Genomic DNA, 24,227 nt, shown 5'->3' on the forward strand with positions numbered 1-24,227 from the left:
ACGGCGCCATCACCTGGGCAGGTGGCCCGCCGCTGGTCGAGCCGCCGGAGCCGCTAGGCGGAGGCGTGTCGAGACCAACACGGTGCCCTGTGGCGCTCGATCCGACCGTGTTGGTCTCGACACGCTCGCTGGCGCTCGCGGCTCGACCAGCGGATGGAGCGGGTGTCTGCCAGAGGCGATCCGCTGCGATCTCGTTGAGCCGCGCGGTCAGCCGCTCGGCGATCCGGCGGGAGTTGGCGAAGACGATGGTGGAGCGGTGGGCGGTGACGAGATCGGCGACGTGCTCCTCGACGTGAGGCCAGATCGAGGAGGCCCGCTGGGGGTCCTCGTCCTCCTCCTCGCCGTAGGCGCTCGGCGCGGTCATGTCCTCGACAGGTACGACGACGCTCAGGTCCCACCGCTTCTCAGCAGGAGGAGCGACGATCTCGACGGGCTGGGCACCGCCGAGATAGCGCGCGACCTCCTCCAGCGGGCGTACGGTCGCGGATAGCCCGATCCGTTGGGCCGGCTTGTCCAGGAGCGCGTCGAGGCGCTCCAGGGTCAGCGCCAGGTGGGAGCCGCGCTTGGTCGCCGCGACCGCGTGGACCTCGTCGACGATCACCGTCTCGACGCTGCGCAGCGTCTCGCGGGCCTGGCTGGTGAGCATCAGGAAGAGCGACTCGGGCGTGGTGATCAGGATGTCCGGGGGAGCGGTGGTCAGCTTGCGCCGGTCGGCCGCGGTCGTGTCTCCGGACCGCACCCCGACCCGCACCTCGGGCGCGTCCACGCCCAGCCGCTCGGCGGTCTGCCGGATCCCGACCAGCGGGCTGCGCAGATTGCGCTCGACGTCGACGCCGAGCGCCTTGAGCGGGGAGATGTAGAGCACCCGGCACCGCTGCTTCTTCTCCGGCACGGGCTCGCTCAGCAGTTTGTCGATCGACCACAGGAACGCGCTCAGCGTCTTCCCCGACCCGGTGGGCGCCACCACCAGCGCGTTGCGCCCCGCCCCGATCGCCTCCCAGGCGCCGGCCTGAGCCGCGGTCGGAGCCGCGAAGGCAGCAGCGAACCACGTACGGGTCGGGTCGCTGAACTGCGCCAACGCCTCAGACGTGTCGCTCATGGAGACAAACCTAGTCGCGACCACCGACACTCAGCGGCCACACTGATCCCATGCATCTCATCAACCTCTTCGGCCCACCCGCGGTCGGCAAGATGAGCGTGGGGCGGGAGATCGCGGCACGTACGCCGTACCGCCTCTTTCACAACCACGCCACGATCGAGCCGCTGCTGGAGGTCTTCGACTGGGAGATGCCGTCGTTCGGCGTGCTCAAGGCCGAGTTCCGGCGACGGGTGATCGAGGAGGCGGTGGCCTCCGAGCTCCCGGGCCTCATCTTCACCTATGTCTGGGCGCTCGAGCTCCCCGAGGACGCACAGGCCGTCACCAGTCTGGTTGCTCCCGTGGTCGAGGCGGGTGGGAAGGTCGACTGCGTCGAGCTGTACGCCGATATGCCGACCCGTCTGAGCCGCGAGGGCACTCCGGAGCGGCTGGCCGCGAAGCCGTCCAAGCGCGACACCGAGTGGGCGAGGGCCAACGTCGTGGACTGGAACGAGCGCCATGTGCTCTCGACCGGTCCGGAGATGCCGTTCCCTCTCCACTTCCCGCACACCGTGGTCGACAACACCCGCCTGTCCGCGGCTGAGACCGCCGAGGAGATCATCACCCGCCTCGGACTGCCGACCCATCCATGATGTGTGACGGCTGTCCTGAAACCCACGCGCGCTCAGCGCGCAGGTGTGGTCCAATCCCGCTGTGGACCTCGCGCTTGACCTGACCGACCGCGCCGTACGCTCCGCGTCGCTCTACCAGGCCCTGCGCGACGCGCTCGGCGACGGCAGGCTGAAGGCGGGGGACCGGCTCCCGGCGAGCCGGGCGCTGGCCAAGGATCTCGGGATCTCCCGGAACACGGTCGCCACGGTCTATGAGCGGCTGGTCGCGGAGGGGTTCCTGGAGTCGCGCGTGGGCGCGGGGACGTACGTCGGCGAGACGCCGCGGCAGCGAAGGGACGATGCCCCCGGCTCCCTGACCCCGCGCCCGGGCTGGCGGTGGGCACCTCGGCCGACGAGCGCAGAGGCCGCGGTCCCGGCGTACGACCTGCGGGTGGGGATCCCCGACGCCGAGCTCTTCCCGTTCGACACCTGGCGACGGATCCTCGCGGCCGAGTCCCGGCTTCGCGGCCACAACCCCGGCACGTACGCCTCGCCTGCCGGTCTGCCGAGGCTGCGCGAGGCGCTGGCGCACACGGTGGCCTACCACCGTGGGGTGCGAGCGGACCCGGGGCAGATCGTGGTCACCAGCGGCACCCAGCAGGCGCTCGATCTCGTCGCCCGGGTGCTGCTGGAGCCGGGCGACGTCGTCGCGGTCGAGGACCCGGGCTACCCGTCCGCGCTCGACCTCTTCGCCTCCCACGGTGCCCGGGTCGTGCCGGTCCCGGTCGATGAGGAAGGGCTGGTCGTCGAGGAGATCCCGGAGCAGGCCCGGCTCGTCTACACGACCCCGAGCCACCAATTCCCGCTCGGCGTACGCCTCTCCCTCCCACGCCGCCGAGCCCTGCTCGCCTTCGCGAACACGCACGACGCGGGCATCGTGGAGGACGACTACGACAGCGAGTTCCGGTTCACCGAACGGCCCCTGGAACCGCTGCACGCCCTCGATGACCAGGGTCGGGTGATCTATGTCGGCACCTTCTCCAAGTCGCTGCTGCCGAGCCTGCGCACCGGCTATCTCGTCGCCCCGGGCTCGCTGGTCGACAGCCTCCTGGCCGCCAAGCAGCTCGGCGACGGCTTCGGCCCCGTCCAGCCCCAAGCCGCCCTGGCCCGCTTCCTGGAGGAGGGCCTCCTCGCCCGTCATGTGCGCAAGGCGTCCAAGACGTACGCCGAGCGCCGCTCGCTCCTCCTCGAGACCCTCTCCACGTGGCCGGTCGAGGTGCTCCCGTCGGCCGCCGGACTGCACCTGTCCGCCTACGCGGAGCTCCCCGCCGACCTGCCCGAGCGTGCCGCTGCCGAGGGGCTGGCACTGGACACGATCGCCGCTCATCGCCTGCTGCCTGGACGCGACGGGCTCTTCCTAGGCTACGGAGCCGTCCGGACAGAGAGCCTGCCCCGCGGGCTCGAGCTGCTGGCCGACCTCGCGGGCTGGGCGTGACCGGTCTCGACGTGATGTGACCAGCGACCAGGCCAGACCGGCCCCGCCACAGAGCAACGGACCGAGCAGGTGCGCACCGGTGAGACCCAGCAGGATCAGCGCCGCGACCAGCGAACAGACGGCGGCCCACCACGACCGTCCTCCCCGCGGCAGCAGCCGCAGCGCGGCGGCCGCGCCCACCACGTAGAGCAGCGAGAACGTCCCCGAGGCCATCAGCAGCGCCGCGTCCGTCGAGGCACCGGCGACCCAGGTCACCGCGAGGGTGCCGAGCGCCACCGCACAGATCGCGAGCAGCGAGCGCCGCGGGATCTCGGACGCCGGAGCGGCAAGAGCCCGCGGCAGCCCACCCTCACGAGCCAGCGACGCCCCGAGCCGCGAGCCGCCGGCGAAGTAGGCGTTGATCGCCCCGATGGTCAGCAGCACCGCGACCACGGCCGTGACCGGCCGCGCGGGCTCGCCGAAGCCGAGCACGAGCAGGTCCGCCAGGGGTGCGGCACCGGACGTGGACCCGAGCGCCGCGACCGTCGCGAACGCGATCCCGAGGTAGAGCACCGTCACGACCACCAGCGCGATGATCGTCGCCCGGCGGATGTCGCGCGCCGGGTCGCGATAGTCGGCCGAGAGCGAGGAGAGGATCTCCCACCCCGCGAACGCCCACACCAGCATCGCCGCCGCGGTGCCGACCGAACCCCAGCCGTGCGGCGCGAACGGCGTGAGCCGCGCCAGCTCGGCATGCGGCAGCGCCACCACAACCGCCACCGCCAGCAGCACCGCGATCGCCCCGGCGATCGCCAGCTGAACGCCCCCGGACACCTTGATCCCGAACCAGTTCATCACTGTGACCAGCACGATGATCCCCGCCGTCGCCGCCAGCGACATGCTCTGTCCGCCGCCGAAGGCGTCGGCGACGTATGCCCCACCGAACCCCGCCGCGACCGGCGCCCCCACGCCGATCGTCAGGTAGAACGCCCAGCCGACCATCGTCGCGACGTGCTGGTTGAAGGCGAGCCGTGCGTACGTCGCCACTCCGCCGCCGTCCGGATGCCGCGCCCCCAGCGCGGCGAAGGTCGCCGCCAGCGGCACCGAGAGCACGATCAGCGCCAGCCAGGCCACGAGCGAGGCCGGTCCGGCCTCGCTCGCCGCCAGCGCGGGCAGGGAGATGACACCGGTGCCGAGCACCGCACCGAGGGTGAGGGCCGCGCCCTGGGGTACGGAGAGTCCGTCGTTGTTCACAAGCGTGACGCTAGTGAGCGCAGAGCCCTCCGCGCCCGGCCAATCGGGCCCCCGTCTCCTGGGCCAATCCCTGGGCCAGATCCGGCCCTAACGTACGTTGCGTCGCACCCGCTTCTCGTACGCCGCCCGTGCCGCCGGGTCGACGCCCGCGAGCAGTTGCGAGGCGTTGGTCGCGCGGTCGACGAAGTCCTGGAACCGGCGCGGCATCGCCTGGGTGATCTTGGTCAGGGCCTGGGTCCAGTTGGGCACCCAGACCTCGGGACGCGGCTCGCGGATGACCGACTCGATCGCGGCCGCGACGTCGTCGGGAGTGACCGGCTTCATCCCCTTCGCCTGCGGCACCCCGTCGGCGAGCTCGGTCTGCACCACCGCCGGCAGGATGAGCGAGACGTCGACCCCGGACGGTGCCAGCTCCATCCGCAGCGCCTCCGAGAAGCCGACCACGGCGAACTTCGAGGCCGAGTAGGTCGCCGCGTCCGGCACCGGCACCCGGCCGACCGCCGAGGCGACGTTGACGATGTGGCCCTGACCTCGATCGACCATCGCCGGCGCGACCGCCTTGATCCCGTTGATCGGCCCGTGCACGTTGACCTCGAAGATCGCGCGGGTCAGCGCGTCCTCCTCCTTCAGGACCGACCCGAGCGGCATGATCCCGGCGTTGTTGACCAGCACGTCCCACGGCCCCAGGTCGGCGACCGACTCGAGGAACGTACGCCAGGAGGCGGGGTCGGTGACGTCGAGATGTGCGGCCACGACCCGCGGCCCGAGCTCGGCGGTCAGATCGTCGAGCAGGTCCGGGTCCAGGTCACCGACGGCGACCGTCGCCCCGGCGCGGGCCAGCCGCTCGACCGTGGCGCGGCCGATGCCACGGGCACCTCCGGTGACGATGACGGCGGTTCTCTCGATCTGGCGTGTCATGACTCTCCTTCGGTGGTGCGGACCATGCTGCGTACGGCTTTTCTGTCGGTCTTGCCCACGCTGGTGACGGGGACGGCGTCGAGGATGAGCACCTCGCGGGGGTACTTGTGCGGCGCGAGCCGCGTCTTGACGAAGGCGATCAGCTCCTCGGGGGTGGTGCGGGCGCCGGGATGGAGAGCGACGGCCGCGACCACCTCCTCGCCGCGTTGAGAGTCCGGGCGCCCGACCACCGCGGCGGCGGTGACGGCCTCGTGGGCGAGGAGCGCGTCCTCGACGTCGCGGGGGAAGACGTTGAACCCGCCGCGGATGATCAGGTCCTTGATCCGGTCGTCGACGTAGAGGTAGCCGTCGGCGTCGAAGTGGCCGATGTCGCCGGTGTGCAGCCAGCCGTCGACGACGGTGGCTGCGGTCTGCGCCGGGTCGTTCCAGTAGCCCTGCATGACCCCGGGACCTCGCACCCAGATCTCGCCCTCCTCGCCCGTCGGGACCGGCGAGCCGTCGGGGCCGGCGATGATCACCTCGGCGTGGGAGAGCGGTTTGCCGACGCTGCCGGGCCGCGACTCCTCGACGGTCGAGGCGGCGATGACCGCGCTCGACTCGGTGCAGCCGTAGCCCTCCAGGATCGTCACGTCGAAGGCCTCCTCGGCCTTCTCCCGCAGCGCCGGCAGCAGCGGCGCGCCACCGCTGCCGAAGGAGCGCAGCGAGCTCAGGTCGTAGTCCTGGTAGGGCTGGTCGAGCAGCATCTGCAGCATCGAGGGGACCACCGTGCTCGACTCGATCCGGTGCTCCTGAGCGAGCTCGAGCCACCCCTTGGCATCGAACCAGCGCTGCAGCACCGAGCTCTGCGGACGCGAGGAGTGCATGCCGCTGATGACCACGATCAGGCCGTACGCATGGGAGAGCGGCAGCGGCAGCAGCCACCGTGTCGTGCCCTGGCTCTCCCCGACCCGGTGAAGGGCGTGCCCGGACTCCCACAGCCCGCGGTGGCTGAGCATCACGCCCTTGGCCCGCCCGGTGGTGCCGCCGGTGTAGAGCAGCGCCGCGAGATCGTCGTCGCCGCGAGGGGCGATGTCGATCGGTTCGGCGCTCTCCAGGCTCTCGTACGTCACCGCATCCGTCCCCTCGGGGACGTCTCCGGCCACGATGACGGTGAGCTCGAGACCCTCGGAGGCGGCCTGCACCAGCGGCAGCAGCTCGGGCGTGACGATCGCCGCCGTGGCTCCGGAGTCCTCCAGGATGTGCCGCAGCTCGGGCGGTGTCTGCAGGAAGATCACCGGCGTCACCACCGCCCCGAGGCGCCACAGGGCGCGGTAGCTGACGAAGACCTCCGGGGTGTTCATGGTGAGCACCACGACCCGGTCGCCGGGCTCGATCCCGAGCCCGCGCAGGCCGCCGGCGACGCGCGCGGACCGCTCGGCGATCTCCTTGGACGAGTGCCAGGAGCCCTCGAAGAAGACCATCGGGTAGTCGCCGTGACGGGCGTAGGACTCCTCGGCCAGCACCGCCAGGTTGTGCTCGCCCGGCGCGCTCATCGGACGCCCAGCTTCCGCAGCGCCTTGAGCTGCCCGTTGCCGAGCTGCACGAACTTCTCGACCGTCTGGCCCTTGAACGGCCCGATCGGGCCCATCCGGGAGGCCGCGACGGTCTGGGCGTCGGTGAACTTCCGGATCCCGTCCGCGCCGTGGCGGCGACCCAGTCCGCTCGACCCCATGCCACCCATGCCGGCCTCGATGCTCCCGGCCGCCAGGGCGGCGCCGTCGTTGATGTTCACCGCGCCCGCGCGGATGCGGCGAGCGATCATGTCGGCCTCGCGTACGTTCTTGCTGAACACGCTCGCCGAGAGCCCGGCCTCGCCCTGGTTAGCGATCCGGACCGCGTCCTCGTCGCTGTCGGCGCGGTAGAGGGCGACGACGGGGCCGAAGGTCTCACCCAGGCACAGGTCCATCTCGTCGGTCACGCCCTCCAGAACCGTCGGGGCGAAGGCGTACGGACCGACCTCGGCCAGCGGCTCGCCGCCGGCCAGCACGGTCGCGCCCTTCGCGACCGCGTCGGTGACGTGGGCGGTGACCTTGTCGAGCTGCGCCTGAGAGGCGAGCGACCCGACGTCGGCGGAGTAGTCGAAGGTCTGCCCGACCACTTGGCTCTCCGTCTCGGCGACCAACGCCTGGCGGAAGGCGTCGTAGACGTCCTCGTGCACCACCACGCGCTCGATGTGGACGCACATCTGACCGGTGTTGGCGAAGGCCGCCATCACCGTGCCACGAGCGGCCTGGGCGAGGTCCGCGTCGCGGCGGACGATGAGCGGGTTCTTCCCGCCGAGCTCGAGCGAGGCGCCGATCAGCCGGCCCGCGGCGCGCTGGGCCACGATCCGCCCGGTGGCCGTCGAGCCGGTGAAGGCGATGTAGTCGACGTTGTCGATGACCGCCTCACCGGTGGCGGCCCCGGGCCCGGTGACGACCTGCCAGACGTGCTCGGGCAGCCCCGCCTCGGCCATCAGCGCCCGCGCCCACAGCAGCGTCAACGGCGCCTGCGGGTCGGCCTTGCTGATCACCGCCGCCCCGGCGAGGAGGGCCGGAATGGCGTCGCCGACCCCGAGATAGAGCGGGTAGTTCCACGGCGAGATGATCCCGACGACCTTCTTCGGCACCCGCACCTCCTTCACGGAGGTGATGCCGGGGATGGCCCCGCGGACCCGTTTGTCGGCCAGGTACGCCGGGCCGCGCCGGGCGTAGTGGCGGGCGATGGTGCCGACCTGGAGGATCTCCTGCCAGGCGTGGAAGCGGGCCTTGCCCATCTCCCACTGGATCAGGTCGAGCACCTCGTCCTGGCGCTCGACCAGCAGGTCGTGGAAGCGGAGCATGACCTCGGCGCGGTCCTGGAAGGCCAGCGTTGCCCAGTCGGGCTGGGCCGCCCGCGCCGCGGCCGCGGCCTCGGCGACGTCCGCGGCGGTCACCGATGGCACCGGGGCGGTCGGCCGGGCGTCGTAGGGCGCGGTCGCGGTCAGCGCGCCGTCACCTCCGGAGACCGCGCAGGCCACCCATCGGGTCCAGGAGGCGAGCCGCGCCTCGTCGATCCAGCCGGGACGAACGCTCGCGGCCTCCGTTGTCTTCGTGGTCATCGATCTCCTCAGATCCGGGTCAGATGGATGGGGTTGCCGTCCTTCGGGAACGGCAGCGAGCTGTTGTCCAGGGGCGCGCGGTAGCCGGGGGAGACGCTCCACCGGTAGTCGCGCAGGAGCCGGTGCAGGATCGACTTGACCTCCAGGCCGGCGAAGTAGAGGCCGATGCACTTGTGCACCCCGCCGCCGAACGGCTCCCACGCCATCCGGTGGCTCTTGTCCTCGCGCCGGTGCGGCGCGAAGCGCTCGGGGTCGAAGACGCCCGGGTTGGTCCAGTAGTCCTCCATCATGTGGCTGAACTGGACCCCGACCATCACGCCGGTGTCGGCCGGCATCCGGACCCCGAGGAGGCTGGTCTCCTTGACCGTACGCCGCATCAGCGCGGGCACCGGGGCGCGCAGGCGCAGCGCCTCCCGCATCACCAGGTCGAGGCTGGTGAGGCCGTCGATCTCTTGCATCGTCGGCGCTTCGCCGAGCACGAGGGACTCCTCGCGGCAGCGCTGCTGCCACTGCGGATGCTGGCCGAGGTATTGGAGCATCGTCGAGGCCGTGATGGTCGAGGTGTCGTGCGCGGCCATCATCAGGAAGATCATGTGGTTGACGACGTCCTCGTCGCTGAACCGCTCGCCGTCGTCGGTCTCGATGTGGCACAGCACCGAGAAGATGTCGTCGCTCGCGGTGGCCCGTTTGGCGGGGAGGTAGTGGCGCAGGAAGCCCTCCAGCACCTTCCGCCCGCGGAACGCCCGGCCCCAGCGGGTCAACGGCACATCGCCGCGTACGACACCGGCGGCCGCCTGCACGCAGGCGATGAACGCCTTGTTGACCCGGTCCATCTCGGCTCGGCTGGTCTCGGCCGCACCACCCATGAAGATGTCGGCGGCGATGTCGAGGGTGAGCTGCTTGAGTCGCGGATAGGCCTGGAACGCCGGAGCGTTGGCCCAGCCGCGCATGCCCTGCGCGATCGCCGGGTGCATCGCGGTCGTGTAGGTGGCGAGCCGGTCCCGGGTGAAGGCCTCCTGCATGATGCGGCGATGGGCGTGGTGCTCCTCGAAGTCGAGCAGCATCAGGCCGTGGTCGAAGAAGGGGCCGACGATCTGCCCCCAGGCCGGCCCGTTGGCGTACGCCTTCTCCTTGTTGCGCAGCACCGCCTCGCACGCGTCCGGTCCGAGCACGACCACCCCGGCCTCGCCGGCGCGGAAGAACGGCGAGACCGGACCGTACGTCTCCCACTGGTGCCGGTAGAAGCCGACCGGGTCGCGGGAGTAGGCCAGCAGCCGGCCGATCCAGGGAAGGCCGCGGTCGCCGGGCGCGAGGCGTGGGATCTCGCGTAGCGCCTCGGTCGCTGTCATGGTGCCTGATCCATCGTGTCCGACCTCCCGGTCCCGAGTGACTCTGCTGAGGTTAGTCAAGTAGAACGTGTTCCCGCAGTGTTTCGCGGGGCATGGATGTGGCCGGCGCGTTGTTGAGGTGTGCGTGGAGAGCTACGAATCAGTGGTGATCGGTGCCGGTCAGGCCGGTCTGTCGGCGTCCTACCACCTCAGCCGGCTGGGCGTACGCCACGTCGTGCTCGACGCCGAGCGGCGTCCCGGTGGCGCCTGGCAGCACCGCTGGGACTCGCTGACCATGCACGACGTGCACGGCGTGGCCGACCTGCCGGACGGGCGGGCGCCGGGGGAGTCCGGGGAGCGCGCGAACGTCGCGGTGCCGGGCTGGTTTGGTCTCTACGAGTCGATGCACGACCTGCCTGTGGAGCGCCCGGTGAAGGTCGCCTCGGTGACCTCGGTCGGTGACCTGCTCGCCGTGCACTCGGCCGACGGGCGGACCTGGTTCACCCGGACGCTGATCAACGCGACCGGGACCTGGACCCGACCGTTCGTGCCGCACTACCCGGGGGCCTCGACCTTCCTCGGTGAGCAGGTGCACACGCACGACTATCCGGGTTCTGCTCACTTCCGGGGCAAGCGGATCGCGGTGGTCGGCGGGGGAGCCTCGGCGGTGCAGTTCCTCGGTGAGCTCGCGCCGGTGACCGACGTCCTCTGGGTGACCCGGCGTGAGCCGGTCTGGCGCTCCGACTTCGACGCCGAACGTGGGCGGGAGGCGGTGGCGATGGTGGCCGAGCGGGTCGAGGCCGGCCTGCCGCCCGCGAGCGTCGTCAGCGTCACCGGTCTCTCGCTGCGCCCGCAGGAGCAGGAGGCCGCGCGGCTCGGGGTCTACGAGCGCCGGCTGCCGATGTTCTCCCGCATCGAGCCGGATGGGCTGCGGTGGGAATCGGGGGCGTTCGAGCCGGTCGACGCGATCCTGTGGGCCACCGGCTTCCGCCCTGCCGTCACCCACCTCGCTCCGCTTCATCTGCGCAGCTCTCATGGCGGGATCCCGCTGCTGCGCGACTCCGCCGACGTCCAGACCGCCGTCACCGCTGCGTACGACCCGCGTGTCCAGCTCGTCGGCTACGGTCCCTCCGCGAGCACCATCGGGGCCAGCCGCGCCGGCCGCGCCGCGGCCCTCGCGGTCCGGCGACAGCTGGCCGAGAAGGGTCAGCTCGTGGCTCGGTGAGCCTGCGTCACAGCGCGCCGAGGTCGGCGGAGATCCAGTGTTCCGGGGTGAGCCGGATCGTCACCTCGGGCGGGAAGTTCGCCGCCTGCGCCAGGTAGGCGTCGGCCGCCTCGGGCGGCAGGTACCGCCGCGCCATCGCCTCCGATTCGCCCTCCGCGGCATCCGCTATCCGCACCGGGCCCTCGATCGAGACGTACCGGACCGTCGGCTCGAGCCGCTCGACCATCAGCGTGCATCGTCCCGTGGCGCGGATCAGTCGCGTCTTCAGCGAGTCCTTTCCCGTGACGAACCAGGCGTCGCCGCCGGGGGTGTAGTCGTACCAGATCGGGACGGTCAGGGGTGCTCTTCCGTCTTCTCGGGCTACTGAGAGGGCTGCGATCAGGGGTTGGGTCAGAAGCTCTTGGCGGTCTGTGAGTGGGATACCCATGGTTTCGACCGTACTTCTTGGTTGGTGTGGCCGCCGATTGTTTTTCGGGGGCCTCTACGCTTTGGCCTGCCGTCCCGTGTCAGGAGGACATGTGCAGCGTGGCGAAGTCTGGTGGGTGGAGTTCGACGAGCGGCGTCTGGTCGTGCTGCTGTCGGGAGACGAGGAGTCCGGGATCCAGGTGATGCAGGTCGTCGCTCCGGCGGGTGTCGACCTCGCCGGTCTGGGCGTCGAAGTCGCAGTGGGCGCCCTGGACGGACTGCCCTGTGAAGGCGTGCTTCGCTTCGCGTTGCCGCGTCCGGGCTTCACCCCGTGCACCTGGCTGACCACCCTGTCCCGCGACGACCTGATCGAGCGAGCAGGCGCACTGTCCTCCGCGAAGATCGGCGAGATCGAAGATGCCCTCCGTCTCGCCGAGGGACACTGAGGGGCATGCGACGTATCGGCGTACTAGGTGGGATGAGCTGGGAGTCGACGGCGGAGTACTACCGGCTGCTCAACGAGATCACCGCGAAACGGCTCGGCGGACTGCACTCGGCGGACCTGCTCGTGCGGTCGGTCGACTTCGCGGAGATCGAGGAGATGCAGGCAGCCGGTGAGTGGGAGCGGGCGGGGGAGCGCCTTGCCGAGGAGGCGGCGACGCTCAGCGACGCCGGAGCCGAGGTGATCGTGCTGGCCACCAACACGATGCACAAGGTGGCCGGGGCGTTGGAGGAGACGTACGGGGATCGGTTCCTGCACCTCGGCGACACGACGGCGGCCGCGGTCGGAGCGGCAGGGGTCGGGCGGGTCGGGCTCCTCGGCACCGGGTTCACGATGTCGCAGCCGTTCTATGCCGACCGGCTCCGCGGCCACGGCCTCGAGGTCATCGTCCCCACCGAGCCGGACCAGGAGACCGTCCACCGGATCATCTACGAGGAGCTGTGTCTGGGGACGTTCCTGGACAGCTCCCGGCAGGCGTACCTCGAGGTCATCGACCGCCTCGTCGCCGCCGGTTGCGAGGGCGTCATCCTCGGCTGCACCGAGATCGAGCTGCTGCTGCCGATCGAGACGTACGCGGGTGTGCCGCTGTTCCCGACGACCCGGCTGCACTGCGAGGCCGCGATCGAGGCTGCCCTCAGCGCGTAGTCCATTCCTCGGCGAGGATCGCGTAGGAGAGGCCGTCGAGCCAGCCGCGGGTGCGGTGCAGGGAGTCCTTGACCGTGTGCGACTCGCGCCGCATGCCGAGGCGCTCCATGAGTCGCCAGGAGGCCTCGTTGTCGGCGAAACACTCGGCGACGACGCGGCGCAGTCCCAGGGGGCCGAAGCAGACGTCGAGCACGGCGCGTACGGCCTCGGTGGCGTAGCCGTTTCCCTGGTGGGCGGGGTCGATCGTCCAGCCGAGCTCGGCCTGGGTGCCGTTGGCATGCTCGCGCACCTCGGTCTGCGACCACGGGTCGGTGATCCGCAGCATGAGGTCGCCGACGATGACACCGTCGCGCTCGATCACCAGGCCGGGCCCGATGACGTCGGGGTTCTCGAAGACCTTGCGGTAGGCCTCGAGGTCCGCGAACGCGGTCGTCACCCACTCGGCCACCTCGGGGAGCCCTCGGAAGGCCCAGGTCGGCTCGATGTCAGCAGGCGTCATCCGGCGGATCACCAGGCGCTCGGTGCGCAGTGGCCAGTCGGCCTTCACCAGCGGATCAGGGCGGGTGTCGATCATGCGCCCACCTTCGCATCAACCCGCTCCGGCACGCCACCGAGTTCTTCGGGGCTGAGCTCGTCGGGGAGGGCGTCGTGGCGTACGACGAGGGAGGTGACCGCTCGGGTGAGGCAGACGTAGAGGCGGCGGAGGCCGGTGCCGCGGTCGGGCTCGCCGGCGACGATCCCCGTGGGGTCGGAGACGACCACATGGTCGAACTCGAGACCCTTCGCCAGCGAGGCGGGGACGAGATCGAGATGGGCGTCGAACTCGGTCTCCTCGTCGGCGGCCACGCCTATCTCGGCGAAGGAGAGCCCGGCCTCGGTCAGTTCGGCGCGTACCGTCGCGAGCGAGGCATCGGGCACGATCAGCCCGACCGACCCGGGGCGCTCCAGGGCAGTCCCGAGCGCCTCCACGACGGACGAGGTGGTGAAGGCGAGGTCACCGCGCGTGCGGCGCACCGCGACCGGCGGCTCCAGGTCGGGGGCGATGTGGGGGAGGAGGCGGGCCGCGTAGGCGATCACATCGGCCGGGACCCGGAAGCCACGCGTCAGCTGCTCGACGTGGCCGTCGGGCTTGCCGAGGTGTGCCAGGGCATCGGCCCAGGACGATGAGGCCCACGGCGTGGTCGCCTGGGCGAGGTCGCCGAGGATCGTCAGCGACCCCGTGGTCGACCGGCGGCCGAGCGCGCGCAGCATCATCGCGGAGAGATCCTGAGCCTCGTCGGCGACGATGTGGGCCACCGACGGTGTGCGGTCGAGGAGATCGGCGATCTCGTCGAGGAGCACCAGGTCGGCCAGCGACCAGCGCGCCGTACCGGCCGAGCGCGGCGGCTTCGCCCAGAGCAGGCTCGCCTGCTCCGTCTCCGAGAGCAGCCCGTCGGCGACCTCCGCCAGCCATGCCGCGTCGGTGAACAGCCGGAACAGGACCCGGGCGGGCTTGAGATCGGGCCAGAGCGCGGCGGCGTAGTCCTTGACCGGCTTGGCCCGCGCCACCGCGTCGTGCACCCGGTCGTCGGGCGAGTCGCCCGAGCGCTCCATCTGCACCAGCACCCGGTGGGCCAGGGCGCGCGGGAGCAGCGCCCGGCCCGCTGCGTACCTGAGATCGTTGGCGCGCAGCCCTTCCAGCGCCTCCCGCGCCTCGTATGCCGGCACCCGCCAGCGTCGCGAGCCGCGCGGGACGACCAGGGCCTCGTCCGGCTCGCCGACGTGGGACCAGACCGCTCGGCGGAGCACCTCGGCCATGCGTACGTCCCCCTTCAGCGTCGCCACCGGCGCGGTCTCCTCCGCGCGGACGGTGCCGTGGTTGCTGACCAGCTCGGCGATCGTCGCCTGCTTGGCCTCGATCTCGCCCAGCGCGGGGAGCACGTCGCGGATGTAGCGCAGGAACGAGGCGTTGGGGCCGATGATCAGGACCCCGCGCCGGGTCAGCTGGTCGCGGTGCGCGTAGAGGAGGTACGCCGCCCGGTGCAGCCCCACGGCCGTCTTCCCCGTCCCCGGCGCACCCTGCACGACGATCGTCTGCGACAGGTCGGCGCGGACCAGTACGTCCTGCTCGGGCTGGATGGTCGCGACGATGTCGCGCATCGGCCCCACGCGCGGCCGCTCGATCTCGGCCTCCAGGATCGCCGAGTGCTCCGGCCCGGCCCCGGCGTCGGTCAGCGACTCGTCCTCGAACGCCGTCAGCTCACCGTGGGAGAACCCGTAGCGCCGCCTCCGCGCCAGCCCCATCGGCTCGGTCCGGGACGCCCGGTAGAACGGGACGCTGACCGGAGCCCGCCAGTCGACCACCATCGGGTCGCCCGCGCTGTCGGAGATGTGACGCCGTCCGATGTGGAACGACTCCGCTCCCACATCAGCGGTCCGGTCGATGCGACCGAAGAAGAGCGGCACCTCCGGATCGTCGGCGAGCTGCTCCAGCCGGCGCGCGAGGGTGGCGTCGAGGATCTCGGCGCTGACCCAGTTGCCGGCCGTGGAGGAGTCCAGAGACTCCACCTTCCGCCGCATCCGGGCCAGATCCTGCCGGGAGGCGGCCAGATGCTCGCGCTCTGCGTCGAGGTCGTCTATGGGCATGGCTGGTTCATCGCTTCTCCGTGGCGGCAGGTTTCGATGGGGGCGCGGGGTCAAAGGCTCCAACATAGGCGACCAGGGAGTGGGCGCCCAACAGGTTTATCCGGGCGTGCGTTGGGCATTGGGATGCACAATTGCACCGTGAGCCTGTTCGATCGTTTCCGCCGCGGGACGCGCATGAGCCGTCCGACAGGCGAGAGCTACACCGGATCCACAAGGGTGCGCGCCGCGGACTCCACCGACCAACAGCATCTCGAGCAGTTCGTGAAGACCCGGCGTGGCGTCGAGGGGTTCGTCGAGCCGCGTACCGTCGTCAGCGAGGTGACCCTGCTGCTGGTCGCGCATGACGGCGAGTGGACCCGGCGGCGCGTGCCCTCGGCGCAGTGGGCGCACAAGTTCGCCAACAAGCACCAGGTCCCGTCCTATGACGCCGCCGTGGTCGGCGTACCGCAGCGGATGCGCGACTACAACCGCCGCCAGCGTCGACAAGGTTGATCTAGTCTTTGCCGACGTGGGTGAGGACCTGATGATCTCGGCGCGCGGCTTGCGCAAGTCCTTCGGCGACTTCGAGGCGGTGCGCGGCATCGACGTGTCCGTACGCCCCGGTGTGGCCTTCGGCTTCCTGGGGCCCAACGGCGCCGGCAAGTCCTCGACGATGCGGATGATCTGCTGCGTCTCGCCGCCGAGCGGCGGAGAGTTGCGGGTCTTTGGGATGGATCCGGCCAAGGACGGGCCGAAGATCAAGGCGCGGCTCGGGGTCTGCCCGCAGGAGGACACCCTCGACGTCGAGCTCAACGTCTACGACAACCTCTTCGTCTATGGCCGCTACTTCGGGCTGCCGCGGGCCGAGGTGAAGGGCCGGATCGAGGAGCTGCTCGACTTCGTCCAGCTCACCGACAAGGCCAAGGCGAAGGTCGACGACCTCTCCGGCGGCATGAAGCGACGGCTGACGATCGCCCGGAGCCTGATCAACCGGCCCGAGATCCTCGTCCTCGACGAGCCGACCACCGGCCTGGACCCGCAGGCCCGCCACGTGATCTGGGACCGGCTCTTCCGGCTCAAGCAGGCGGGCGTGACGCTGCTGCTGACCACCCACTACATGGACGAGGCCGAGCAGCTGTGCGACGAGCTCGTGGTGATGGACCAGGGCCGGATCGTCGCCCACGGCACGCCGCTGGGACTCATCCAGCAGCACTCCACCCGCGAGGTCGCCGAGCTGCGCTTCGGCGTCGGCGAGCACGAGGCGCTGGCGGCCAAGGTCGAGGATCTCGCCGAGCGGGTCGAGGTGCTGCCCGACCGGCTGCTGCTCTACAGCGACGACGGCGAGGCGGTCATCGAGGCCGTCCACGGCCGCGACCTGTCGCCGGTCGCCACCCTGGTGCGGCGCTCCTCGCTCGAGGACGTCTTCCTGCACCTAACCGGCCGGACCCTGGTGGACTGATGACCGACTACGCCGACTCGGGACCGGCGACCCCGCCGACCGAGCCCGCGGGGCTGGCCGACGGGGCGCTGCGGATGGGCGACTACTGGCTCACCGTCCTGGCGCGCACCTGGAAGGGCGGCGTGATCACGACCTTCGTGACGCCGTTCTTCTACGTCCTGGCGCTGGGCGTGCTGCTAGGCGGCTTCGTGAACGCCGATCCGGCCACACTGGAGGGCGCCGACTCCTATCTGGCGTTCGTCGCCCCGGGCATGGTCGCGGCCCACGCGATGACGATCGCCTTCTCCGAGATGACCTATCCGGTCTACGGGATGGTCAAGTGGCAGCGGATCTACTTCTCGATGATCGCCTCGCCGCTGACCGCCTCCCACATCGTGCTGGCCCAGCTGGGCTTCCTGATGCTGCGTACGTTGTTCGCCTGCGGTGTCTTCCTGCTGGTCCTGGCCCCGTTCGGGGTCTTCGAGACGTGGTGGGGCGTGCTGACGGCGTGGCTGGTGCAGGGGCTGGTCGTGCTGGCCTTCGCGACGCCGGTGCTGCTGTTCTCGCTCTCGATCAAGGGCGAGGAGTCCTTCGCGCTGATCTTCCGGCTGGGAATGATCCCGCTGACGCTCTTCTCCGGCACGTTCTTCCCCGTCGCCAACCTCGGGCCGGTGCTGGAGAAGGTCGCGATGGCCTCGCCGCTGTGGCAGGGCGTCAACCTGACCCGGATGCTCGCGCTGGGCGAGATCGACTGGGCGCTGGCCGCGGTCCACGTCGGCTATCTCGGGCTGCTCGCGGGCGTCTGCTGGTGGCTCGCGGTCCGCAAGCTGGGCGAGAGGCTGGTCTCCTGAGATGGCCCTCTTCACCGCTGCCGTGGGCGCCACCGTCGCCCGGCCGCTGCGGGGCGGCGAGGCCGCCCGGCTGCTGCTGTGGCGCAACATCCTGGTCTACCGGCGCGCCTGGCTGGTCTTCATCACCGGCTTCCTGGAGCCGGTCTTCTACCTGTTCTCGATCGGCATCGGCGTGGGCGCGATGGTGGTCGGCTTCGAGTACGCCGGCAAGCCGGTCGACTACCGCGAGTTCGTCGCGCCCGGGATGATCGCGGCCTCGGCGATGAACGGGTCGCTGCTGGATGCGACGTTCAACTTCTTCTTCAAGCTGAAGTACAACAAGCTCTACGACCAGATGCTGGCCACCCCGCTGCGTACGGTCGACATCGCGGTCGGCGAGATCCTCTGGAACCAGCTGCGCAGCGGGATCTACGTGACCGCGTTCCTGCTGATCATGGTCGCGATGGACCTGGTCCACTCCTGGTGGGCGCTGCTGGTGGTGCCGGCGGCGCTGCTCATCGGGTCGGCCTTCGGGGCCGTGGGCATGGCGCTGACGACGTACATGACCTCCTGGCAGGACTTCGAGAAGGTCACCCTCGCGATGATGCCGATGTTCCTGTTCAGCGCCACGTTCTTCCCGGTGACGGCCTATCCGGAGTGGCTGCGCTGGATCGTGGAGGTCACGCCCCTCTACCGCGGTGTCGTGCTCTGTCGCGAGCTGACGCTCGGCGTGCCGTCGTGGGGCTCGCTGGTCTCGGTGGTCTACCTGCTGGCGTTCGGGGCGGTCGGCCTCGTCGTCGTGCGCCGCCGTCTCGACTCCCTACTACTCACCTGAGCGGCAGCAACTCGCGTCTCAAAGGCAGGATCCCCCTCGTGACGCTTCGGGTGGGCCGTCAAGATTGATCCCATGACCTATGACGCGATCAAGCCGGACACCAAGGACTGGACGTGGGTGCTCGACCGGCCCTGCCCGGAGTGTGGCTTCATCGCCGGTGCCGTGACCGCCGACCAGCTCCCCGAGATCGTGCGCGACAACGCGACGTACTGGGAGATCTACCTCGCCGCCGACAACGCCCGCGACCGGCCCCAGCCCGGGGTGTGGTCGGTGCTGGAGTACGGGGCACACGTACGCGACGTCCACCGCGTCTTCGGCGAGCGCCTGCAGCAGATGCTGACCGAGGACGAGCCGCAGTTCGCCAACTGGGACCAGGACGAGGCTGCCCGCGAGGGCGACTACGCCGGCCAGGACCCGGCGCTCGTCGCCGAGCAGCTGATGGACGCTGCCGACGAGATCGCCACGATCTACGAGAAGGTCCCGCCGGACGCCTGGGGTCGTCGCGGGACCCGGTCCAACGGCGACGTGTTCAGCGTCGAGTCGCTGGGCCGCTACCACCTCCACGACGTCGTCCACCACCTGTGGGACGTACGCTCCGCCGCCAAGCAGGCGACCGTCGCCGCGTACGACGCCAGCGTCGCGACGTACGTCCAGGGCAGCTCGTTCTCCGAGGAGAACCGATCGGTCCTGGACCGGTTCCTGGCCGCGCTCGAGCCCGGCGACCACGTGCTCGAGATCGGCACCGGGCCCGGCCACGACGCGAAGGCGCTCGAGGCCGGGGGAGTGCGGGTGCGGCGCACCGACATCAGCGAGGGGTTCGTGGCACACCTGCGCAAGCAGGGGTACGCCGCTGCCTGCCTGGACCCGCTGACCGACGACCTGCGCGACCCGGTCCACCCCGACGTCCCCTATGCCGCGGTCTGGGCCTCGGCGACGCTCCTGCACGTGGCCCGCGACGACTTCGGGACGGTGCTCGCCCGGCTCGCCGAGGTGACCCGCCCCGGCGGTGCGCTGCACGTGTCGATGAAGGAGGGCGACGGCGAGGAGTGGACCAACCGCGGTCACATCGAGGCGCCCCGCCTCTTCGTCTACTGGCGCGAGCCCGCCCTCCGGGCGGCGCTGGACGAGGCCGGCTGGGAGGTCCTCGAGGTCGGGCACGCCGACGGACGCCTCGGCGACGTCTGGCTCGACGTCCTCGCCCGCCGGCGCGCCTGAGCCCGAGACTGAGCCTGAGTAGCATTCGGGACGATGAGACACACGGAGTTCTGGTCCCGGATGGACGAGGCGCTCGGCGCGGGCTACGCGCGAGCGTGGGCACGCCAGTTCGTCATGGGCGAGCTGGGCGGGCGCACTGCCCAGGAGGCGCTCGACGACGGCGTCCCGCCCAAGGAGGTCTGGGCCGCGGTCTGGACGGCCCTGGAGCTGCCGGCGCGTGAGCGGTGACGCTGCTCGCACCGGGCTCGGTGGCCGCGGTCCAGAAGCGCACCATCCTCACCCTGGTCGCCACCCAGGCGGTCGGCGCGATGGGCATCACCATCGGCATCGCGACCGCCTCCCTGCTGGCGCGCGACCTGTCCGGCTCGGAGTCGATGGCGGGGCTCTCGCAGACGACCCAGGTGCTCGGGGCCGCCGTCGCTGCGTACGTCCTGGGGCGGATCATGGACGCGCGCGGGCGACGGTTCGGGCTGCTGGCGGGCTACCTGCTCGGGGCGGCCGGTGGGCTGCTGGCGGTGCTGGCCGGCGTGGTCGGCTCGATGACGCTGCTGCTGGTCGGCGCGGTGCTGCTGGGCGCGACCACCGCGGCGAACAACGGAGCGCGCTACGCGGCCACCGACCTGGCCCCTGCCAGGAGCCGGGCGCGGGCGCTGTCGGTCGTGGTCTGGGCGACCACGTTCGGTGCGGTGATCGGCCCCAACCTGACCGGTGTCGCCGAGGTCTTCTCCGAAGCCGTCGGGATCCCTGTCCTGACCGGGCCGTTCGCGATCGGGTCGATGGCGATGCTGGCCGCCGCGCTGGTGGTCGGGGTCTTCCTGCGACCTGACCCGCTGCTGGTCGCCCGGGAGGGTGCTCCGGTCGCGGATAAGGCGAAGGGCACGAGCTGGCGCCGGGCGATCGCGGTGATCCGGGAGCGCCCCGCGCTGGCAGCGGCGGTCGTCGGGCAGGCCGCGGCCCACGCAACGATGGTGGCGGTGATGGTGATGACCCCTCTCCACATGGAGCACGGCGGCGCCGGCCTGGAGGTCATCGGTCTGGTGATCAGCGGGCACGTCCTGGGCATGTTCGCCTTCGCGCCGATCGCCGGCTGGCTGGCCGACCGCATCGGCCGGGCCGACGTGATGGCGCTCGGCGGCGGAGTGCTGCTGGTATCCCTGGTCCTGTGCGCCGCGGCGCCGCAGGGCAGCTCCGGGCGCATCTTCGTCGGGCTCTTCCTGCTCGGCCTCGGCTGGTCGCTGGCCACGATCGCGGCGGCCACCTCGGTCGCCGACCACACCCCGCTCGAGGTGCGTGCCGACGTCCAGGGCACCGCCGACCTGATCATGGGCGTCGCCGCTGCCGCCGCCGGGGCGGTCTCGGGCGTCGTCGTCGACCTGGCCGGATATCCGGCGCTCGCGCTCGCCACGATCCTGCTGGTCATGGTGCTCTTCGGGGCTGCGTACGTGGCTCGTCGGACGGCCGACGCGCCCGCCTGACGGGCAGGGCCGCTGAGCGGCCCTGCCCGTTACGGCGTCCTCAGCCGATGAGCTTCTCCATGGTGTCGATCTCGGCCGTCTGGGACTCGATGATCGTCCCGGCCAGGTCGACGGCAGGCTTGAACCGGCCCTCGTCCTGCTCGGTCTCGGACATCTCGATCGCGCCTTCGTGGTGCTCGATCATCATCTTCAGCCACATGTCGCTGAACTCGGCGTCGGAGGCGTTCTCGAGGGCGTCCATGTCCTCGGCCGACATCATCCCGGGCATGTCGTCCTCCATGCCCTCCATAGAGTCGGACATGCTGCTGTCCTCGTCGTCGCCGTGGCCCTCGTGGCCGCCGTTGACGTGGTCGCGCATCGTCGACGGCACCTCCTCGCCCCACTCCTGAAGCCAGCCGGACATGGTCTCGATCTCGGGACTCTGGGCCGCCCGGATCGAGTCCGCCAGCTCCTGGACCTCGGGCTCGAGCTTGCGGTCCATGGTCAGGTCGACCATCGAGAGGGCTTGGGCGTGGTGCTGGATCATGTCGGTCGCGAAGGTGACGTCGGCCTTGTTGTGCTCGGTCTCCGAGAGCTTCTGGGGAGCCTCGGCCTCGTCGCTGCCGCCGCAGGCGGACAGGGTGAGCAGCACGGCCAGGCCGGCCGCCGCCCAGGTCGCGCGGAAGAGGGGACGTTGCGTACGCATCTGTTGTTTCTCCTTGTCAAGTGCTGTTTGTGGGCATCGCTGAACCACCTGCGACCCTCGGGCGTGGCCCGGGTCGCGGGGGGGTCAGGCCGCTCAGCACCTGATGACGGAGTAGGCCCATACCGACGGCGGGCCGGTGGCGGGATAGGTGAGCAGGGGCGCGGATCCGCCGGTCCGGAACCAGCTGCGGGCCCGTGAGAACCACCAGGCAGGAGTACGCCGCCACAGCCGGCTCAGCAGCAGCGCGCCGGCAGCGATCAGGAACGCCGCGCACAGCATCATCGCCGTGTGCCCGGCGCCGCCCGGGTGTCCGGCGTCGCCGGCTGCTCCGTGGTCGGAGTGCTCGAGAGCGTGGGTGTGCTCGACGTGGGCGGCGGGCAGGCTCAGCGTGCCGTGCTCGCCCTCGGAGTCGGTGCCGTGGAGGCTCAGCGCATGCATGGCCAGCAGACCGGCGACCGTGACCACGACCGCTGCCAGCAGACCGGCGCGGGCGACCACACGGGTCCTCCGCTTTCGCCGTCGCGCTGCCGTCCACACACAGCACACCCTAAGGAGTCCTTCGCGGTTGGACAAAGTGGGCTCCCGAACCGGATGTCGCTTGCGCGTGCATACCCCCATGGGGTATGAATGACGGGTAGGCACAACGAACGATCGAGCAAAGGGAGCGACATGACGTCGCATGACGGGCACCTGCACGCCGGACACGACCACGCCGGAGATCAGCACTCGATGCACGAGGGTCACGAGGGTCACGGCGACCACTCCGGGCACGACGCGCATGGTGCGCACGGTGGGGGCGGGGTGAACGCGATGGCGGCCAGCGCCACGCTGCACTGCCTCACCGGATGTGCGATCGGCGAGATCGCCGGACTGATGATCGGCACCGCGATCGGGCTCAGCACGGGGTGGACGATCGCCCTGGCCGTCACGCTGGCGTTCGCCTTCGGCTACGCCCTCTCGACCCTGCCGCTGCTCAAGTCGGGCCTGGCCGTCGGTGCGGCGTTCAGTGTCGTGCTGGCCGCCGACACCCTCTCGATCGCCACGATGGAGCTGGTCGACAACCTGGTCATGGCACTCATCCCTGGGGCCATGGAGGCCGGGCTGGTCAACGTCGTGTTCTGGATCGGGATGATGATCGCCCTCTCCGTTGCCTTCGTGGCGGCCTTCCCGGTCAACCGATACCTGCTCCAGCGAGGCAAGGGGCACGCGCTCACCCACCAGTACCACGGCGCGGAGCCGGTCCAGGAGGGCGTACGCCGCTTCATCCCGTCCTTCTCCAGCGGCGCCCTGGCCGCGGTGATCATCGCCTTCATGCTCGGTGGCCTGTCGGTCGCCATCGCCGACGAGATGGGTGGCGGCTCAGCCCCCGTCGAGCAGGTCGAGATGGAAGGCCACTGAGGATCCGACGACCTCGACACGCCCGAACAGGTGTTCACATCGAACGCTTGTTCGGGCTAGTGTGTGGTAGTAGGTGGAGCGTGGTTCGTGCTATCGGCCAGGCAAAAACAGGGTCGTGAAACACCGTGCCAGAGGGTCCCGTTCAAAACTGTCGGTGGTCCCGTCTAGCGTCTGCCTTGATGACGACGAAGACACGTGGACAAGCGGCAGGCAAGGGGAAGAAGTCTGCCCCTCAGGAAGGAAAGAACATGGCGGCAGGTGATCGCGAGAAGGCATTGGACGCCGCTCTCGCAAACATCGAGAGGCAGTTCGGCAAGGGCTCGGTCATGCGGCTGGGCGATGAGACCCGGGCTCCGCTGGAAGTGATCCCGACCGGCTCGATCGCGCTCGACGTGGCGCTGGGCCTGGGCGGCCTGCCCCGCGGGCGGGTCGTGGAGATCTACGGTCCGGAGTCCTCGGGTAAGACGACGGTGGCCCTCCACGCGGTGGCCAGCGCGCAGCGCGCCGGCGGCATCGTGGCCTTTATCGACGCCGAGCACGCGCTCGACCCGGAATACGCGAAGAACCTCGGCGTCGACACCGACGCCCTGCTGGTCTCCCAGCCCGACTCGGGTGAGCAGGCCCTGGAGATCGCCGACATGCTGATCCGCTCGGGCGCGCTCGACCTGATCGTCATCGACTCCGTCGCGGCGCTGGTGCCGCGGGCCGAGATCGAGGGCGAGATGGGCGACAGCCACGTCGGTCTGCAGGCTCGACTGATGAGCCAGGCGCTGCGAAAGATGACCGGTGCGCTCAACAACTCGGGCACGACCGCGATCTTCATCAACCAGCTGCGCGAGAAGATCGGCGTGATGTTCGGTTCGCCCGAGACCACGACCGGTGGTCGCGCGCTGAAGTTCTACTCCTCGGTGCGACTCGACGTGCGCCGGATCGAGACGCTCAAGGACGGCACCGACATGGTCGGCAACCGCACCCGCGTCAAGGTCGTGAAGAACAAGGTGGCCCCGCCGTTCAAGCAGGCGGAGTTCGACATCATGTACGGGAAGGGCATCTCCCGCGAGGGCGGCCTGATCGACGTCGGTGTCGAGGCGGGCCTGGTCCCCGACCCAGGCGTGCGGCAGGTGAGCGCCCGGCGAGGTCGACATCCGGTGGTAGAGGTCCTCGTCGTCGGTCGGCGCCGGCCGGGTGCCGT

Annotated in this window: 25 protein-coding genes; 14 read left to right on the forward strand and 11 right to left on the reverse strand. The window is 70.6% G+C overall.

Going from position 1 to position 24,227, the window contains the following annotated elements; all coding sequences use genetic code 11:
- The coding region (locus AB0F44_RS29185; RefSeq protein ID WP_357360726.1) for a DEAD/DEAH box helicase at positions 1–1,099 on the reverse strand (1,099 nt) is incomplete at its 3' end.
- 50 nt (positions 1,100–1,149) lie between these two features.
- On the opposite strand from AB0F44_RS29185, the gene AB0F44_RS29190 reads away from it, so the two are divergent.
- Positions 1,150–1,728, forward strand: coding sequence for a hypothetical protein (locus AB0F44_RS29190; protein ID WP_357360728.1), 579 nt, complete (start codon positions 1,150–1,152; stop codon positions 1,726–1,728).
- Between the two features lie 61 nt (positions 1,729–1,789).
- On the forward strand, positions 1,790–3,181 hold the full coding sequence (locus AB0F44_RS29195; protein WP_357360730.1) for a PLP-dependent aminotransferase family protein: 1,392 nt from the start codon (positions 1,790–1,792) through the stop codon (positions 3,179–3,181).
- On the opposite strand, the gene AB0F44_RS29200 is transcribed toward AB0F44_RS29195, so the two are convergent.
- The 5 genes from AB0F44_RS29200 to AB0F44_RS29220 form a co-directional block, all read right to left on the reverse strand.
- Positions 3,104–4,414, reverse strand: coding sequence for an amino acid permease (locus AB0F44_RS29200; RefSeq protein ID WP_357360732.1), 1,311 nt, complete (start codon positions 4,412–4,414; stop codon positions 3,104–3,106). The two genes, AB0F44_RS29195 and AB0F44_RS29200, sit on opposite strands and share 78 nt — an antisense overlap.
- A gap of 87 nt (positions 4,415–4,501) precedes the next feature.
- Positions 4,502–5,332: an SDR family oxidoreductase gene (locus AB0F44_RS29205; RefSeq protein ID WP_357360734.1), complete on the reverse strand. Its 831-nt coding sequence runs from the start codon at positions 5,330–5,332 to the stop codon at positions 4,502–4,504.
- The gene (locus AB0F44_RS29210) at positions 5,329–6,864 is read right to left on the reverse strand and encodes an AMP-binding protein (RefSeq protein WP_357360735.1); all 1,536 of its coding nucleotides are present in this window, start codon (positions 6,862–6,864) and stop codon (positions 5,329–5,331) included. Before AB0F44_RS29210 ends, AB0F44_RS29205 begins: the two co-directional genes overlap by 4 nt.
- Positions 6,861–8,450, reverse strand: coding sequence for a succinic semialdehyde dehydrogenase (locus tag AB0F44_RS29215; RefSeq protein ID WP_357360737.1), 1,590 nt, complete (start codon positions 8,448–8,450; stop codon positions 6,861–6,863). The genes AB0F44_RS29210 and AB0F44_RS29215 overlap by 4 nt, the downstream gene beginning before the upstream one ends.
- An 8-nt stretch (positions 8,451–8,458) precedes the next feature.
- Positions 8,459–9,799, reverse strand: a complete 1,341-nt coding sequence (locus AB0F44_RS29220) for a cytochrome P450 (RefSeq protein ID WP_357360739.1) — start codon at positions 9,797–9,799, stop codon at positions 8,459–8,461.
- Between the two features lie 124 nt (positions 9,800–9,923).
- Here AB0F44_RS29220 and AB0F44_RS29225 point away from each other — a divergent pair, with 124 nt between their 5' ends.
- Positions 9,924–11,003: an NAD(P)-binding domain-containing protein gene (locus AB0F44_RS29225; RefSeq protein WP_357360740.1), complete on the forward strand. Its 1,080-nt coding sequence runs from the start codon at positions 9,924–9,926 to the stop codon at positions 11,001–11,003.
- A 7-nt stretch (positions 11,004–11,010) separates the two neighbouring features.
- Here AB0F44_RS29225 and AB0F44_RS29230 read toward each other — a convergent pair whose 3' ends face one another.
- Positions 11,011–11,430: a pyridoxamine 5'-phosphate oxidase family protein gene (locus AB0F44_RS29230; RefSeq protein WP_357360742.1), complete on the reverse strand. Its 420-nt coding sequence runs from the start codon at positions 11,428–11,430 to the stop codon at positions 11,011–11,013.
- 91 nt (positions 11,431–11,521) lie between these two features.
- Here AB0F44_RS29230 and AB0F44_RS29235 point away from each other — a divergent pair, with 91 nt between their 5' ends.
- Positions 11,522–11,854, forward strand: coding sequence for a type II toxin-antitoxin system PemK/MazF family toxin (locus AB0F44_RS29235; protein WP_357360744.1), 333 nt, complete (start codon positions 11,522–11,524; stop codon positions 11,852–11,854).
- 32 nt (positions 11,855–11,886) lie between these two features.
- Positions 11,887–12,555, forward strand: coding sequence for an aspartate/glutamate racemase family protein (locus tag AB0F44_RS29240; protein WP_357360746.1), 669 nt, complete (start codon positions 11,887–11,889; stop codon positions 12,553–12,555).
- On the opposite strand, the gene AB0F44_RS29245 is transcribed toward AB0F44_RS29240, so the two are convergent.
- Together AB0F44_RS29245 and AB0F44_RS29250 are read right to left on the reverse strand one after the other, a co-directional pair.
- Positions 12,545–13,129: a GNAT family N-acetyltransferase gene (locus AB0F44_RS29245; protein WP_357360747.1), complete on the reverse strand. Its 585-nt coding sequence runs from the start codon at positions 13,127–13,129 to the stop codon at positions 12,545–12,547. The two genes, AB0F44_RS29240 and AB0F44_RS29245, sit on opposite strands and share 11 nt — an antisense overlap.
- Positions 13,126–15,180, reverse strand: a complete 2,055-nt coding sequence (locus tag AB0F44_RS29250) for an AAA family ATPase (protein WP_357360749.1) — start codon at positions 15,178–15,180, stop codon at positions 13,126–13,128. The genes AB0F44_RS29245 and AB0F44_RS29250 overlap by 4 nt, the downstream gene beginning before the upstream one ends.
- Positions 15,181–15,354: 174 nt before the next feature.
- Here AB0F44_RS29250 and AB0F44_RS29255 point away from each other — a divergent pair, with 174 nt between their 5' ends.
- From AB0F44_RS29255 to AB0F44_RS29285, 7 genes are all read left to right on the forward strand, one after another.
- Positions 15,355–15,672, forward strand: a complete 318-nt coding sequence (locus AB0F44_RS29255) for a hypothetical protein (RefSeq protein WP_357360751.1) — start codon at positions 15,355–15,357, stop codon at positions 15,670–15,672.
- A gap of 31 nt (positions 15,673–15,703) precedes the next feature.
- Complete coding sequence (locus AB0F44_RS29260; RefSeq protein ID WP_357360768.1) at positions 15,704–16,618, forward strand: ABC transporter ATP-binding protein; 915 nt, start codon at positions 15,704–15,706, stop codon at positions 16,616–16,618.
- Positions 16,618–17,448, forward strand: coding sequence for an ABC transporter permease (locus AB0F44_RS29265; RefSeq protein WP_357360752.1), 831 nt, complete (start codon positions 16,618–16,620; stop codon positions 17,446–17,448). Before AB0F44_RS29260 ends, AB0F44_RS29265 begins: the two co-directional genes overlap by 1 nt.
- A 1-nt stretch (position 17,449) precedes the next feature.
- Complete coding sequence (locus tag AB0F44_RS29270) at positions 17,450–18,262, forward strand: ABC transporter permease (RefSeq protein ID WP_357360754.1); 813 nt, start codon at positions 17,450–17,452, stop codon at positions 18,260–18,262.
- Between the two features lie 72 nt (positions 18,263–18,334).
- Positions 18,335–19,477: a DinB family protein gene (locus AB0F44_RS29275; RefSeq protein ID WP_357360756.1), complete on the forward strand. Its 1,143-nt coding sequence runs from the start codon at positions 18,335–18,337 to the stop codon at positions 19,475–19,477.
- A gap of 33 nt (positions 19,478–19,510) precedes the next feature.
- Positions 19,511–19,705: a DUF3046 domain-containing protein gene (locus tag AB0F44_RS29280; protein ID WP_357360758.1), complete on the forward strand. Its 195-nt coding sequence runs from the start codon at positions 19,511–19,513 to the stop codon at positions 19,703–19,705.
- Positions 19,702–20,952, forward strand: coding sequence for an MFS transporter (locus AB0F44_RS29285; protein WP_357360760.1), 1,251 nt, complete (start codon positions 19,702–19,704; stop codon positions 20,950–20,952). Before AB0F44_RS29280 ends, AB0F44_RS29285 begins: the two co-directional genes overlap by 4 nt.
- A 40-nt stretch (positions 20,953–20,992) precedes the next feature.
- Here AB0F44_RS29285 and AB0F44_RS29290 read toward each other — a convergent pair whose 3' ends face one another.
- Together AB0F44_RS29290 and AB0F44_RS29295 are read right to left on the reverse strand one after the other, a co-directional pair.
- A complete protein-coding gene (locus tag AB0F44_RS29290; protein WP_357360761.1) occupies positions 20,993–21,637 on the reverse strand; it encodes a DUF305 domain-containing protein in 645 nt (214 codons plus the stop codon).
- A gap of 93 nt (positions 21,638–21,730) precedes the next feature.
- Complete coding sequence (locus AB0F44_RS29295; protein ID WP_357360763.1) at positions 21,731–22,135, reverse strand: DUF6153 family protein; 405 nt, start codon at positions 22,133–22,135, stop codon at positions 21,731–21,733.
- Between the two features lie 171 nt (positions 22,136–22,306).
- Here AB0F44_RS29295 and AB0F44_RS29300 point away from each other — a divergent pair, with 171 nt between their 5' ends.
- Complete coding sequence (locus tag AB0F44_RS29300) at positions 22,307–23,035, forward strand: DUF4396 domain-containing protein (RefSeq protein ID WP_357360765.1); 729 nt, start codon at positions 22,307–22,309, stop codon at positions 23,033–23,035.
- A 248-nt stretch (positions 23,036–23,283) separates the two neighbouring features.
- Positions 23,284–24,227, forward strand: a 944-nt coding sequence (recA, locus tag AB0F44_RS29305; protein WP_357360767.1) for a recombinase RecA, incomplete at its 3' end; no start/stop codon positions are given.

Source organism: Nocardioides sp. NPDC023903, assembly GCF_040639295.1.
In the GTDB taxonomy this organism is placed as follows: Bacteria; Actinomycetota; Actinomycetes; order Propionibacteriales; family Nocardioidaceae; genus Nocardioides.

Bases quoted from the DNA above. Each gene is read 5' to 3' on its own strand.
- AB0F44_RS29210 (WP_357360735.1), bottom strand. From the start codon at position 6,864: ATGAGCGCGCCGGGCGAGCACAACCTGGCGGTGCTGGCCGAGGAGTCC.
- AB0F44_RS29280 (WP_357360758.1), top strand. From the start codon at position 19,511: ATGAGACACACGGAGTTCTGGTCCCGGATGGACGAGGCGCTCGGCGCG.
- AB0F44_RS29220 (WP_357360739.1), bottom strand. From the start codon at position 9,799: ATGACAGCGACCGAGGCGCTACGCGAGATCCCACGCCTCGCGCCCGGC.
- AB0F44_RS29250 (WP_357360749.1), bottom strand. From the start codon at position 15,180: ATGCCCATAGACGACCTCGACGCAGAGCGCGAGCATCTGGCCGCCTCC.
- AB0F44_RS29265 (WP_357360752.1), top strand. From the start codon at position 16,618: ATGACCGACTACGCCGACTCGGGACCGGCGACCCCGCCGACCGAGCCC.
- AB0F44_RS29215 (WP_357360737.1), bottom strand. From the start codon at position 8,450: ATGACCACGAAGACAACGGAGGCCGCGAGCGTTCGTCCCGGCTGGATC.
- AB0F44_RS29190 (WP_357360728.1), top strand. From the start codon at position 1,150: ATGCATCTCATCAACCTCTTCGGCCCACCCGCGGTCGGCAAGATGAGC.
- AB0F44_RS29270 (WP_357360754.1), top strand. From the start codon at position 17,450: ATGGCCCTCTTCACCGCTGCCGTGGGCGCCACCGTCGCCCGGCCGCTG.
- AB0F44_RS29260 (WP_357360768.1), top strand. From the start codon at position 15,704: ATGATCTCGGCGCGCGGCTTGCGCAAGTCCTTCGGCGACTTCGAGGCG.
- AB0F44_RS29300 (WP_357360765.1), top strand. From the start codon at position 22,307: ATGACGTCGCATGACGGGCACCTGCACGCCGGACACGACCACGCCGGA.
- AB0F44_RS29245 (WP_357360747.1), bottom strand. From the start codon at position 13,129: ATGATCGACACCCGCCCTGATCCGCTGGTGAAGGCCGACTGGCCACTG.
- AB0F44_RS29255 (WP_357360751.1), top strand. From the start codon at position 15,355: ATGAGCCGTCCGACAGGCGAGAGCTACACCGGATCCACAAGGGTGCGC.
- AB0F44_RS29230 (WP_357360742.1), bottom strand. From the start codon at position 11,430: ATGGGTATCCCACTCACAGACCGCCAAGAGCTTCTGACCCAACCCCTG.
- AB0F44_RS29205 (WP_357360734.1), bottom strand. From the start codon at position 5,332: ATGACACGCCAGATCGAGAGAACCGCCGTCATCGTCACCGGAGGTGCC.
- AB0F44_RS29240 (WP_357360746.1), top strand. From the start codon at position 11,887: ATGAGCTGGGAGTCGACGGCGGAGTACTACCGGCTGCTCAACGAGATC.
- AB0F44_RS29275 (WP_357360756.1), top strand. From the start codon at position 18,335: ATGACCTATGACGCGATCAAGCCGGACACCAAGGACTGGACGTGGGTG.
- AB0F44_RS29290 (WP_357360761.1), bottom strand. From the start codon at position 21,637: ATGCGTACGCAACGTCCCCTCTTCCGCGCGACCTGGGCGGCGGCCGGC.